Consider the following 13,263-nt stretch of genomic DNA (forward strand, 5'->3'; position numbering starts at 1 on the left):
CCTTGCGCATGACGAGATTCAGCATGTTGGCTGGCGTCTCGTCGAAGCTCTGGATCACTGAGGTCTCGGATGACAGCGTGATCCACGGACCTGCGCTGGCGTAGGTCGCATCCAACCACTCGGGCGACACATGCTGTAGTAGCGCCCGAGGCTGTCGCGGCCGTCGTTCTCACCCATCTTGTAGCTGGCATAGAAGACGCCTGACGGCTTGAGGGCGCGATAAATCCGCGCAGGATTCCCGCGAGCTCGTCGCGCGGCACGTGCAGCACAGGCGCTGGCCCAGACGCCATCATAGGCCTGCTCCGCGTCCAGCTGGTCGAACCGCATCGCTTCGACCGGATGACCGAGCCGCCGCGACGCGATCTCCGCCATTTCGGGCGAGCCATCGGTCGCACGCACCGAAAATCCTTCCGCCAGCATCACCGCCGAATGATTGCCGGCGCCGCAGCCGAGTTCGAGGATCGCGCGCCCGGCGGCAGCAGGGCGAGAAACACGCAGCCGCGTCGAGGGCGCCTTCGCCCAGTCGGCGTAGGACTGGGCGTTGCTCCGATAGAATTGCAAGGTCGCTTCGTCCACCGCAGTACCTCGTGTCATGGAAACAGCGCGATCTGCTCCAGCCCGCCGTCTCGGGCAGCCCGAACATCAGGTTCATGTTTTGGATCGCCTGCCCGGCCGAACCCTTCACCAGATTGTCGAGCGTGGAAATCACGATCGCCCGGTTCTTGATCCGGTCAGCGACGACGCCGATCTGCACGTAGTTGGAGCCGCGCACATTCTGGGTCTGCGGCAGCACGCCCTTCCTAGCGACATGCACGAAGGGCTCGTTGACATAAGCCTGCTCAAGCGCGGTTCGCAGATCGTCCGGCGTCGCGCCGTTGAGCTTGACGTAGGACGTGCACAGTTCGCCGCGCGCCATCGGAATCAGATGCGGCGTGAAGTTGATCGTCACCGCGGAACCGGCGGCGACGCCGATCTCCTGCTCGATCTCGGGCGCGTGCCGGTGGGTGCCAACCGAATAGGGCGACAGCCCTCGCCCGCCTCGCTGAACAGCGTGTTCTGTTTCAGCCGCGACCGGCGCCGGTGACGCCCGATTTCGCGTCGATGATGATGTCGTCGACGTCGATCAGTTTGGCTTTCGCAAGCGGCACCAGCGCGAGCAGCGCCGCCGTGGGATAGCAACCGGGACAGGCGACCAGCCGCGCCGAAATGATCTTCTCGCGATAGAACTCGGTCAGGCCATAGACCGCTTCGCCCTGCAGTTCGAGCGCCCGGTGCTCATGGCCGTACCATTGCGCATAGGTGTTCTTGTCCCGCAGCCTGAAATCGGCGGACATGTCGAGGACCTTGATTTTGGGATTTGCCTTGAGGACCGCGGCGATGATTTCCTGCGTGGTCCCGTGCGGGAGCCCGCAGAACACCGCATCGAGCTTGCTCCAGTCGACCTTTTCCCATTCCACGAGTTTGGGCAGGTCCAGCATGAAGAAATGCGGAAACACCTCGCCCATCGACTTGCCGGCGTGGGGTGTTGGCGGGTGGAGTGCGATGATCTCGGCATCGGATGCCGCGCCAACAGGCGCACCGCATCGGCGCCGGTGTAACCGGAGGCGCCGAGAATGCCGATCTTCTTCGAGCTCATCACGCGTACCTTTCAGGCGTCATTGATCGTCTTGCCGGGTCGATAGTTGCAGCGTCGCCTCGTCAAACGGATTGGCCACGCGAGCAACGCTTATCGGCTACTTGTCGGCAAGGCCCAGCATCAGCCGCATGTTCTGCACGGCGGCACCCGAGGCGCCCTTGCCGAGATTGTCGAGCCGGGCGACCAGCACGGCCTGATGGTGCTTGTCGTTGGCAAAGACGTAGAGCTCGAGCATGTTGGTCTCGTTGAGCGCCTCCGGCTCGATCCGGCCGCCCTTCGACGCTTCGTTCTGGAGCGGCATCGCCGAGACGTATTTCGAGCCGGCGTAGCGTTTGGCCAGCGCAGCCTGAAGATCGCACCATCAGGCTTGCCCGGCAGCGTGTCGAGCTGAAGCGGGATCGAGACCAGCATGCCCTGCCGGTAGTTGCCGACCGACGGGATGAAGATCGGCCGTCGCGTAAGGTTCGAATAGAGCTGCATCTCCGGCAGATGCTTGTGCTCGAAGCCGAGGCCGTAGAGCTCGAAGGACGGCGCGCTGCATCTTCAAGCTTGCGATCATCGACTTGCCGCCGCCGGAATAGCCGCTCACCGCGTTGACGGTGACGGGATATTCGGGGGGGCAGCAGACCCGCATCGACGATCGGCCGCAGCAATGCGATCGCGCCGGTCGGGTAGCAGCCGGGATTGGAACCTTTTTCGCAGCCTTGATCTTGCCGGCCTGGTCCGGGGCCAGTTCGGGAAAGCCGTAGGCCCAGTCGGGCGCGACCCGGTAAGCGGTCGAGGCGTCCCAGCACCTTCGGGCCAGAGGTGCCATGCTGTCGATCAGCGCGACCGTTTCCCTGCGGCGTCATCCGGCAGGCAGAGGATGACGAGATCCACCTCCTCCATCAGCGCTTTCTTGGCCGCGGGATCCTTGCGCTTGTCGTCGGGAATCGTCCTCACCGCGACGTCACCCAGCAGCTTCAGCCGCTCGTTGATGCCGAGCCCGGTGGTGCCGGAGCCGCCATCGACGAAGACGGTTGCGGGCTTTTTGGCCGCGCCGGTGCCCGGGGCTTTGGTGGTCTCAGCAACGCTCATGGCGCGCTCCTTTCGAGCTTGTTGGTTTCGTCCTCGAAGGCCTCCGGCCTCACATCCTGCATCAATTGCGCTATTTCCCTGGCGTCGGCAGCGGGCTGTGCGCCGAGCGCGTTGGCAATTGCCGTGTAGTCGGCATCCGACTTGTGCTGGTTGAGCTTGAAGCTGCCTTCGACCTCTTCAACCGTCATGAGCAGACCCACGATCCCTTCTTCAGCGTCTCGAGCCGGCCGGCCGTCATCTTGCCCGACGTCCACGGCTTCTTCGGCAGCAGCCAGTTCTCGAACTTGTCGCTGAGCGTGTCGATCTGAAGCACCAGCTCCTCGTCAGACAACAGGCGCACCGGTCCGGTCAGATGCACCGACTGATACAGCCAGGTCGGCACCTGATCCGGCGAGACGTACCAGTCCGGCGACACATAGGCATCGGGCCGTTGATCGCGAGGAGCCAGGACGTCGCTCCGTCAGCCAGCTTTAGCAGCGGATTGTGACGGGCGACATGAAAGGCGGCTTGCGGCGTGCCGTCATCGGCATAGGTCAGGTAGAACGGCAGCGGCGAGGCGATGGGCTTGTGGCCGTCAAAGGCGCACATGGTGCCGAAGCCGCGCTCCGCGGCGAATTTCAGGCTCGCGGCGCGGTCCGGCTTGAAAAAGGGTGGCGTGTACATTGTGGTCTCCTGCTGGGCTCCTTGGGGGGCCGCCGGATCAGATCGCGCTGACAGGAGAGAGAATGCCGCGGAATCGGATCCAGCGGCAAAGACGATGATCTCAAACGCGATCGACCGCCCAAACCGCTAAAGAGCGGCGGCGGCGACGGGCGAACAGGATGGTCGCGGCGTTGATCATGGCGCGCGGCTATAAGGCCAGTCTCGGTTCCCGTCAAGGTTCAAGGCGTCAGACCAACCGCCAGATCCACTCCATGACCTTCGCGATCACGTCGCCGAACAGCAGCAGCGCCGCGGACCAGATCAGGGCCGAGATGAAGTTGGCGGCCTGGAACCGCCAATAGGGCATCTCGAAAATACCCGCGGCCAGCGGCACCGAGGCACGCAACGGGCCGAAGAAGCGGCCGATGAAGATGCTGGGCACGCCCCAGTTGCGCACGAAGGCCTCGCCCTCGGCAGGATTTCCGGATAGCGCGAGAGCGGCCACATCTGCGCAACCTTCTCCTTGTAGCGATAGCCGAACCAGTAGGAGACCCAGTCGCCGAGCGCAGCGCCAAGCCCGCCGGCAATCCAGACGGGATAGAAGCTGATGCCGCTGACGCCGATCAGCGCGCCGATGGCGACCAGAGCCCCCAGGCCGGGATCAGCAGCGAGATGAACGCCAGTGACTCCCCGAACGCCAGCAGGAACACGACCGGAGCCGCCCAAGCCTGGTGTGTACGCACGAAGTCGGCCAGCGCGTGCGCAAACTGCTCCATTCCAGATCGCCTTCCCGCCCCGTCACGGTCCCGTCAGATAAAAAGACTGGTAAGCCAAGGGCTTGTGTGACATCAAGTCACAAAGTCCGGCTCTGACCGGACCAAGGTGTCAAATTGCCGGGAATTGCCGGGCCTCCGGCGTAAAATCGCCGGCATTGCTCCCCAACCAGACCCGCCCGGCCGACCTGCGGTGACCTTTCCGGGCCAGCCGTGCCATAGTCGGCCCAACCGATTCGCCGCCTGGGCGGCCCTCAAAGCACATCAGAATACATGTCCAAGCAATTGAAGCCTAAAGCAAAAGACGATTTCTTCGGCGGCGACGAGCCGAAGGCCAAGGCACCTGCCAAGAGCGCTTCACGCGCGGGCGGCGCGGAAGCCGACTACACTGCGGCCGACATCGAAGTGCTCGAAGGCCTGGAACCGGTGCGGCGCCGGCCCGGCATGTATATCGGCGGCACCGACGAGAAGGCGCTGCATCACCTCTTCGCCGAAGTCATCGACAACTCGATGGACGAGGCGCTGGCGGGGCATGCGACCTTCATCGGGGTCGATCTGAGCGCGGACGGCTTCTTGACCGTCATCGACAACGGTCGCGGCATCCCGATCGACCCGCATCCGAAGTTCCCCAAGAAGTCGGCGCTCGAAGTCATCATGTGCACGCTGCATTCGGGCGGCAAGTTCGACAGCAAGGTCTACGAGACCTCCGGCGGCCTGCACGGCGTCGGCATCTCCGTGGTGAACGCCCTCTCCTCGCTGCTCGAGGTCGAGGTCGCGCGCAGCCAGAAGCTGTACCGGATGACGTTCGAGCGCGGCCACCCCAAGGGCAAGCTCGAGGATCTCGGCAAGGTCAACAACCGCCGCGGCACGCGCGTGCGCTTCAAGCCGGACACCGAGATCTTCGGCGCCAAGGCGCGTTCAAGCCGCAGCGCCTGTTCAAGATGACGCGCTCGAAGGCGTATCTGTTCGGCGGCGTCGAGATCCGCTGGAACTGCGCGCCCGAGCTGCTCAAGGGCGTCGACGACGTGCCGGCGGAAGCGACCTTCCACTTCCCGGGCGGCCTCAAGGATTATCTCGCCGCCGCGATCCATGCCGACACGCTGGTGCATCCCGACATCTTCTCCGGCAAGTCGGGGCGCAACGGCGCACATGGCGCCTGCGAATGGGCTGTGGCCTGGACCGCGGATGCCGACGGGTTTCTGTCCTCCTACACCAACACCGTGCCGACGCCCGATGGCGGCACGCATGAATCGGGCCTGCGCAGCGCGCTGTTGCGCGGCCTGAAGGATCACGCCGAGCGCGTCGGCCAGGGCAAGCGTGCCTCGTCCATCACGTCCGAAGACGTGATGGTCGGTGCCGCCGTGATGCTCTCGGTGTTCGTGCGCGAGCCTGAATTCCAGGGCCAGACCAAGGATCGTCTCGCCACCGCCGAAGCACAGCGCATCGTCGAACAGGCGATGAAGGATCCGTTCGACCATTGGCTGTCGGGCAATCCGAACATGGCCAACAGGCTGCTCGACTTCGTGATCGACCGCGCCGAGGACCGGCTGCGCCGTCGCCAGGAAAAGGAGACCGCGCGCAAGACCGCCGGCAAGAAGCTGCGCCTGCCCGGCAAGCTCGCCGATTGCACCGATGCCGGCACCGAAGGCTCCGAGCTCTTCATCGTCGAGGGTGACTCGGCCGGCGGCAGCGCCAAGCAGGCGCGCGACCGCAAGACGCAAGCGGTGCTGCCGCTGCGCGGCAAGATCCTCAACGTCGCCTCCGCCGGCAAGGACAAGCTTACGGCGAACGCCCAGCTGTCCGACCTCGTGCAGGCCATCGGCTGCGGCCAGCTCGCGCAATATCGCGAAGAGGATTTGCGCTATCAGCGCATCATCATCATGACCGACGCCGACGTCGACGGCGCCCACATCGCCTCGCTGCTGATCACCTTCTTCTACCGGCAGATGCCGCGGCTGATCGACGAGGGCCACCTCTTCCTCGCGGTGCCGCCGCTCTACAAGCTGACCGCCGGCACGAAATCGGTTTACGCGCGGGACGACAAGCACAAGGAAGAGCTGATCAAGAGCGCGTTCAACGCCAACGCCAAGGTCGAGGTGAACCGGTTCAAAGGCCTCGGCGAGATGATGCCGGCGCAGCTCAAGGAAACCACCATGGATCCGGCCAAGCGGACCATGCTGAAGGTGGTCCTGCTCGCCGACGACCGCGATACCACCGCGGATTCAGTGGAGCGGTTGATGGGCACCAAGGCCGAGGCCCGCTTCGCCTTCATCACGGACAAGGCTGAATTCGCCAACGAGGAGCTGCTCGACGTCTGACGTCGCGCGATCCTGTCAAAAGCCCCGGTCCAAGTCCGGGGCTTTTTCATTTGTGAGACGATACTTCCCCTCGAATCACGCCACAGGCGGCGACTCGGCCAACGACTCACCGGCACCAAGGCTGAGGCAGAATTGCCTCTGTTTCGGACAAGGCCGGATTCCCTAACGAAAACCTACCGACTCCCGAACTTCCGTCACTCGCATAAAACTCTGTAATTACAGTACTTTTCAAGACTCTGGCGCCACTGGCCCTAACCCCGACCGGCCTGCGTTTCCAGCGACTGTGCCTGTCCGGCAACAGCATTTCGACGGGAAACGTCTATAGTTCAGGCATCAGATGACACGAACTTCAGTGCGCTCGCGCTGCTACAGACCAAGGTTGGGGATTTTATCATGAAGAAGATTTTGCTGGCTCTGACCGCGGTTGCGGCAATGACCGGTTCGGCCTCGGCGGCCGACCTTGCTGCTCGCCCCTACGTGAAGGCCCCGATGGTGGCTCCGGTTGCCAACTGGACCGGCTTCTACATCTTCGGTGGCGCCGGCGGCGGCCTCTCGAATGCCGACCAGTCGGTCGTGTCCACGGTCGGCGCGGTTCCGCTGACGATCTCCCAGCGCCAGGGTGGCTCGGGCTGGTTCGGCACCGTCGGTCTCGGCTACGACTGGCAGTTCAACAGCACCTGGGTCGCCGGCGTGTTCGCTGACGGTCAGTTCGGCAGCATCCGCGCCACCGTGCAGGATCCGCTCAACCAGATCACCGGCAGCCAGAAGCTGGAAGACTCCTGGGCCGCTGGTGTGCGCCTCGGCTGGCTGGTCGCTCCGAACGTTCTCTCCTACGTCAACGGCGGTTACTCGGGCGCCCACTTCGGCAGCACGAGCTTCACGAACCTCGCTGGCGTTCCGGCCGGTGTCCATCTCGACGGCTACAACCGCAACGGTTGGTTCGTCGGCGGCGGCGTCGAGAACAGCCTGAACATCTTCGGCATCCAGTCGCCCGGCTGGTTCATGAAGACCGAATATCGTTCGGCCTTCTACAATGCCAAGACCTCGACCGAACTGGCGGACGTCACTAACGTTCCGCTGGCCAACAGCATCCGCGCCAACAGCTGGAACCAGACGATCTCGACCTCGCTGGTCTACCGCTTCAACTGGACCGGTCCGGTCGTCGCCAAGTACTGAGCTGACCAAGACTGATCCGAACGCAAGTTCAGACGTCAAAGCCCCGGCATCGTCCGGGGCTTTTTCGTTGTGAGGCGTCATCTCCTGACGGACGCCCTCACCTGCTGGACGCCCGCACACTGGGCGCCGCGGCGCGATTGATGATGGCAACTCATCGCAAGTGCAGGCGCATTGTGCCGGCCGCGCCATTGTATCCCAACCGAAGCTACGGCTACTGTGCCCTCCAAGTGATCGCAGGCCCATGGCGATCGTTCATGCCGTGGGAAGCGACAGAAGCAACCGGTGGGGAGGATCGCATGCGCAGATTTCTGCTTGTAGCAGGCCTGTTTGCCCTCGCCGTCGGGCTGCTCTGGATCGGACAGGGCACGGGCACGGTTCCCTGGCCGCGATCGAGCTTCATGGTCGAACAGCTGCAATGGGCCGGCTATGGCGCAGCCATGGCGGGCTTCGGGCTGGTCCTGATCTGGCAAAGCAACCAATAGAAGAAACCAGGAAATGAAAGCATGACATCCAACCGGTTCGATCTCCGCGGCAAAGTCGCAATCGTCACAGGGGGCAATGGCGGCATCGGGCTTGGCCTGGCGCACGGGCTCGCCGACGCCGGCGCCGATATCGCCGTGGTCGGACGGAATGAAGCCAAGTCGGCTGCTGCGGTTGCCGACCTCAAGCAGCGCGGCGTGAAGGCGATCGCCGTCACCACCGACGTCACTGACAAGGCGGCTATCGCCGCGATGGTCGAGCGCGTCGTCCGGGATCTCGGCCGCATCGACATCCTCATCAACAATGCCGGCATGAGCATCCGCAAGCCGCCACACGAGCTCGAGCTCGACGAGTGGAACACGGTAATCAACACCAACCTCACCAGCGCTTTCCTGTGCTCGAAGCTGGCCTATCCGGCGCTGAAGGCGTCGGGCAACGGCAAGGTCATCAACATCGGCTCGATGATGTCGATCTTCGGTGCGAGCTTCGCCACCGCCTATGCGGCGAGCAAGGGCGGCATCGTGCAGTACACGCGCGCCTGCGCCAATGCCTGGGCGCCCGACAACATCCAGGTCAACGCCATCCTGCCGGGCTGGATCGACACCGACCTCACCCGCGGCGCGCGCAAGCAGGTCTCGGGCCTGCACGAGCGCGTGCTGGCACGCACGCCCGCCGGGCGCTGGGGCGACATCGACGACTTCGCGGGCATCGCCGTCTTCCTCGCCTCGCCCGCCTCGAACTTCGTCACGGGCACCGCGATCCCCGTCGACGGTGGCTTCTCCGTGATGGCGTGAGCTGATCTCCTACGCAGGAACCTGCCCACAAAAAAAGAAGCCCCGGGCGAAGCCGGGGCTTTTGAATTTGGGTATTGATCGTTTCTTGTCGCTTGCTTGGTCGTTTCTTGACGCACTCAGTAACGGGCGATGACCGGTCCATCGAACTTGTAGCTCGCGCGGACGACGGCCCACTGGATGTCGCGCGGCTTGGCATCGAAGGTGTAGTTCCCCGAAGTGCCACCGAGCTGATAGGTCTGACCGCCGAAGGCCGCGTAATTGTATTCGAGGCCGACGATCCAGTTGCGGGTGATGCCGTATTCCCAGCCCGCACCGACGGTCCAGCCGTTGGCCCAGTGGGTCTGACCGCCGGAGCCTGTCGCCGGTCCGACCGTGTCGGTGACGTTGAGACGGTTGTTCACGCCGGCATAGCCGCCCTTGACGTAGAACAGGTTGTTCTGAACGGCGAAGCCGGCGCGGCCGACAACGGTCGCGAGCACGTTGGCGCGCCAGGTGAAGACGTCGTCAGCGGCACCGATGGTGGTGTTCACCGCAGTGCCCTTGTTGTCGAGGCCGGAGATCGTGCCTTCCATGCCGAACACGTAGTTGTTGGCCTGCCAGTTGTAGCCGATCTGGGCACCGCCCATGATGCCCGAACTGCGCTGGCGGAAGCTGTCGCCGGGCCCGAGGTCGCCAAACGGTGCACCGATCCCGTTGTTGATGGCCTGCTCGTTGGTCCAGGCGCCACCGATGTGGCCGCCGACATAGAAACCGGTCCAGTTGAACAGCGGCTCGGCATAAGCCGGCGCCTTCGTGTAGCGCGCACCGAGATCGGCGGCGGAGGCAGCACCGGTCGAAACCAGCGCGGTCGTGAAGGCGAAGGCGGCAATCAACTTGTTACGCATGGTACACCCCGTGTCCTTTGATGGGCGCACGCTCACACGCAGATCTTACTCAAATTTGAATCAAGAAAGTTAAGACGTCCGATTGACCTCGGGCCGACCTTGAATCCGTTTGCGCTGTTGCACGCGCGCAACGCATTGCGCGCAATTTAACGCGACATTATCCCTACCGAATTCCTGCGCTATGGTGACGACATTGCCTTCGACCGCACATGCTCGGGCCGCACGCCGAGCGCAAGCAGCCGCGCCGGAATGCCCTGGAGCCATGGCAGCGCGGTGACGAGGCGCACGACCAGCGGCACCTTCAGAGGCCGCTCGCCGCCCTGCAAGGCGCCGCTGATGATGTGGTCTTGCACGACCACCTGCATGGCTTGCGTCATCTTCACCGGGAATTCGCGCCGGCGGCGCACGGCATCGAGCTCGTTCTCGGACGGGCAACCATGCTGAAGCTTGCCGGCGAGCAGGTTGGCGGTCGCGACCGCATCCTGCACGGCGAGATTGACACCGACACCGCCGACCGGCGACATCGCATGCGCGGCATCGCCGATGAGAAGCAGACCCGGCCGCGTCCAGCGCGCCAGACGGTTGATCGCGACGGTGAGCAGCTTGACGTCGTCGAAGCTCTTCACATCGGCAATGCCGCTTCCGAGCACCGGCGCCATGCGCACGATGTCGTCCAGCAGCGCCTGCAATCCCCTCGCCTTCACCGCATCGTATTGTCCCTTGGCAATGACATAGGCGCATTGCCAGTAGTCGCCGCGGTCGAAGGTGATCATCATCTTGCCGGGCTCGACGCGCGCGAACAGGTTCTCGGTCTCGTCCGCCTTGCGGCCGACGCGGAACCACAGCACATCCATCGGCGCGCCGATCTCCTCCACGCTGAGCCCCGCGCGCTCGCGCACGGTCGAATGCCGGCCGTCGCAGGCGATGGTGAGATCGGCCTCGATCTCGATCGGCCCCTCCGGCGTCTTCGCACGCACGCCGGCGATGGCGTCGCCATGGCGGATCAGGTCGACGGCTTCCGCGTTCATCATCACCTCGAGCGACGCAAAGCGGTTTCCGGCTTCGCGCATGAAATTCAGAAAATCCCATTGCGGCATGAAGGCGATGAAGGGGTATTTGGTGTGGAGCCGGCCGAGATCGGCGATGCGCACATGCGTGCCGCCGAACAGGCCGTCCATCTTCTGCAGACGCTGGTGCGGCAGCTTCAGGAAGGCGTCGATCAGGCCGAGCTCGTCCATGACCTGAAGCGTCGAGGGATGCACGGTGTCGCCGCGGAAGTCGCGGAAGAAATCCGCGTGCTTCTCCAGCACCACGACCTCGATGCCGGCGCGCCCCAGGAGATAGCCGAGCATCATGCCCGCAGGGCCGCCGCCAACGATGCAACACCGGACCTTCACGGAACGCGCCTGGGGTGGCTGTGACGCGGCTGGTTCCAAGATCGGATCCTCGTTTACGACTTTAGTCATCTTCGCAGTGCAGCAACATTGAATTGGTTTGCTGCAACGGTGAATGGCCGTTAGCGTTGCAGAGACGTCGATCGATTTCAGGAAGTTGCAGTGCGGACGATTCTCATAGTGCTCGGCATCTGGCTGCTGATCAACGTGCTATTCGTCGTGATCATGCTGCCGCCGCGCAAGCCGCGGAAGCCGGATCAGCACGGCACCGGTACGCTCGCGCAGGTGCGGATCGACCAGAACGGCTATCCGTTCGAGGAGCAGGAGAAGTTCCTGCTTCGCCACGTCGTCATCTCGATCGCCATGGGGACGTTCTTCTCGCTGGCACCGCCCTTGATGGAAGCAATTGACTCCATCAAGCGCTTCATCAGGAAGCGCCGCGGCTGACAGCGTTCCCCGCAGGAACCACCCTCCTCGCCGAGGCCTCAACAGATCCGCAAAACCATCCTCGCAGCGCTTAGTTGTTGCTGCGGTTCGCGGTGCGGAAACTCTTGATCTCCGACACGCTGCCGTCGCGATAGGTCAGCTCCACCGAGACGGACTGCGTCGCCGGGGCAAGCTTCATGTAGAGCGGCATGCCGGCGCCGATCGCGCTGGGATCGCGCATGTCGCAGTTCGGCATCTTCAGCACCTGGTTCGGCACGGCGGTGTCGATGCCGATGCGCACCTCGCGGATGGCGCAGCGATACGAGACCAGATGCGTGTAGTAGACCAGCAGCCCGTTGAACTCGCGGAATGACAGCCAGCTCGTCGCGGTCATGTCGAGGATCTTGCGCTGGTCGCGGATCAGCGCGGCCTCCGGATCGAACTTGATCGGAAACGGCCCCTGCATGTCGCCGGACTGGTCGACATAGCGAACCTCGATGGTGCCGGCCTGCGCGTCGGGCGGCAATTCGATCGACGGGTTCGGCATCCGCTTGCGCGTGCGCGGATCGAGCGTGTCGATGAAGCCGGTTTCGCGGAAATCGGCAGCGCCGGCCATGCGCCAGGAAATGCCGAGCGTCGGGTCGGCGAAAGAGAACACCACGCTCCAACCGCCATTGTGCCGCGAGAAGCTCGCGATCGGCGCATTGGTGGTTTCCTCCTTCGGCAGGCGCGGCACGGACACCGGCGGCAGCGCCGCGACCTTCTGTGGCGGAGGATCGGCCGGACGCGCGGTGGCATCCTTGGCAATGCCGCTGAGGAAGACGTCGTCGACCATCTGGTCGAAATAGACCGGCACCTGCCTGTGCTTGACGGTGCCGGCCATCTCGCTCACGAGACGGCGGGTGCGCTGTGCCACCTGCACGAGGTTCTCGCCGGGCTCGAGCAGCTCCCTGGCAAAGGTGCGCGTGAACACCGAATTGGGATTGGCGTCGTCATTGGAGAGACGATCAAGAGCGGTCTGGCGGGGACCGGCCGAGAACACCGAGAACACGCCCTCCGGCAGTTGCGTCATCGGCGCAAGCCCGCCGGCACCTGCGACTGCACGCGTCCCGCTGCGCTCGAACGGATTGTTGCGGCAGGCATCGAACACCAGGATCGAGGTCCGCGCCTTCTTGTTCTGCAGGCGCTCGATGATGCGGTCGGCGAGGATCGAGGCGTCGCGCACCAGCTCTTCCTGCCCTTCCGTCGCCGCCGGCACGTCGGTCGGCAGCAGATAGTTCTGCCCCGCGATCTCGAAGCCGTGGCCGGCGTAGAAGAAGAACGCGGTGTCGCCAGGCTCGACCGTCCGGTCGAAGGCGAGCAGTGTCTCGGAGAATTGCTGCCGGCTCTGGTTCTCGGCGACCATCACCGAGAAGCCGAGCTGCTTGAGCGTATCGCCCATGGTGCGGGCGTCGTTGACGGCCTTGAGCAGTTTCGGGACGTTCCTGTAGTCGTTGTTGCCGACGACGAGCGCGACGCGCTTCTCGGCATGGGCCGGAAGCGCGATCGCGCTCAGGCTCGCCGCAAGGCCGAGTGCTGCCAGAATTCTGAAAGGCCGACGCGTCATCGCAAAATTCCCATTGCTGGACGGCGTCCTGCCGGTTCCCTCGAACAGAGGTTCATT

The 13,263-nt window shown here is 64.0% G+C and carries 8 protein-coding genes and 5 pseudogenes; 5 read left to right on the forward strand and 8 right to left on the reverse strand.

Annotation, left to right across the window (positions count from 1 at the left end):
- Nucleotides 1–54: 54 nt before the first annotated feature.
- The 5 genes and pseudogenes from F8237_RS00005 to F8237_RS00025 form a co-directional block, all read right to left on the reverse strand.
- Nucleotides 55–576, reverse strand: coding sequence for a class I SAM-dependent methyltransferase (locus F8237_RS00005; protein ID WP_162005813.1), 522 nt, complete (start codon nucleotides 574–576; stop codon nucleotides 55–57).
- Between the two features lie 14 nt (nucleotides 577–590).
- Nucleotides 591–1,636: pseudogene (gene argC, locus F8237_RS37320) on the reverse strand (N-acetyl-gamma-glutamyl-phosphate reductase).
- A 97-nt stretch (nucleotides 1,637–1,733) separates the two neighbouring features.
- Nucleotides 1,734–2,713 (reverse strand): annotated as a pseudogene (argC, locus tag F8237_RS00015) (N-acetyl-gamma-glutamyl-phosphate reductase).
- Nucleotides 2,710–3,376: pseudogene (locus F8237_RS00020) on the reverse strand (FMN-binding negative transcriptional regulator). Before F8237_RS00020 ends, argC (F8237_RS00015) begins: the two co-directional pseudogenes overlap by 4 nt.
- A 226-nt stretch (nucleotides 3,377–3,602) precedes the next feature.
- Nucleotides 3,603–4,131: pseudogene (locus F8237_RS00025) on the reverse strand (DedA family protein).
- 270 nt (nucleotides 4,132–4,401) lie between these two features.
- Here F8237_RS00025 and parE point away from each other — a divergent pair.
- From parE to F8237_RS00045, 4 genes and pseudogenes are all read left to right on the forward strand, one after another.
- Nucleotides 4,402–6,446: pseudogene (gene parE / locus F8237_RS00030) on the forward strand (DNA topoisomerase IV subunit B).
- Nucleotides 6,447–6,839: 393 nt separating this feature from the next.
- Nucleotides 6,840–7,622 carry an outer membrane protein gene (locus tag F8237_RS00035; protein WP_151641820.1) on the forward strand — a complete coding sequence of 261 codons (783 nt, stop codon included), beginning with the start codon at nucleotides 6,840–6,842 and terminating at the stop codon, nucleotides 7,620–7,622.
- Between the two features lie 296 nt (nucleotides 7,623–7,918).
- Complete coding sequence (locus F8237_RS00040) at nucleotides 7,919–8,104, forward strand: hypothetical protein (RefSeq protein ID WP_151641821.1); 186 nt, start codon at nucleotides 7,919–7,921, stop codon at nucleotides 8,102–8,104.
- A 21-nt stretch (nucleotides 8,105–8,125) separates the two neighbouring features.
- On the forward strand, nucleotides 8,126–8,896 hold the full coding sequence (locus F8237_RS00045; protein WP_143844950.1) for an SDR family NAD(P)-dependent oxidoreductase: 771 nt from the start codon (nucleotides 8,126–8,128) through the stop codon (nucleotides 8,894–8,896).
- 116 nt (nucleotides 8,897–9,012) lie between these two features.
- On the opposite strand, the gene F8237_RS00050 is transcribed toward F8237_RS00045, so the two are convergent.
- Together F8237_RS00050 and F8237_RS00055 are read right to left on the reverse strand one after the other, a co-directional pair.
- The gene (locus F8237_RS00050) at nucleotides 9,013–9,780 is read right to left on the reverse strand and encodes an outer membrane protein (RefSeq protein ID WP_151641822.1); all 768 of its coding nucleotides are present in this window, start codon (nucleotides 9,778–9,780) and stop codon (nucleotides 9,013–9,015) included.
- A gap of 179 nt (nucleotides 9,781–9,959) precedes the next feature.
- Nucleotides 9,960–11,246, reverse strand: a complete 1,287-nt coding sequence (locus F8237_RS00055; RefSeq protein WP_374761582.1) for an FAD-dependent oxidoreductase — start codon at nucleotides 11,244–11,246, stop codon at nucleotides 9,960–9,962.
- 90 nt (nucleotides 11,247–11,336) lie between these two features.
- On the opposite strand from F8237_RS00055, the gene F8237_RS00060 reads away from it, so the two are divergent.
- Entirely contained in the window at nucleotides 11,337–11,621 is a 285-nt protein-coding gene (locus tag F8237_RS00060) for a hypothetical protein (protein WP_151641824.1), read from the forward strand.
- Between the two features lie 70 nt (nucleotides 11,622–11,691).
- Here the strand turns inward: F8237_RS00060 and F8237_RS00065 are convergent, their stop codons facing one another.
- Nucleotides 11,692–13,206, reverse strand: coding sequence for a caspase family protein (locus F8237_RS00065; RefSeq protein ID WP_151641825.1), 1,515 nt, complete (start codon nucleotides 13,204–13,206; stop codon nucleotides 11,692–11,694).
- Nucleotides 13,207–13,263 lie beyond the last annotated feature (57 nt).

The sequence above is a fragment of the Bradyrhizobium betae genome (assembly GCF_008932115.1).
Lineage (GTDB): Bacteria > Pseudomonadota > Alphaproteobacteria > Rhizobiales > Xanthobacteraceae > Bradyrhizobium > Bradyrhizobium betae.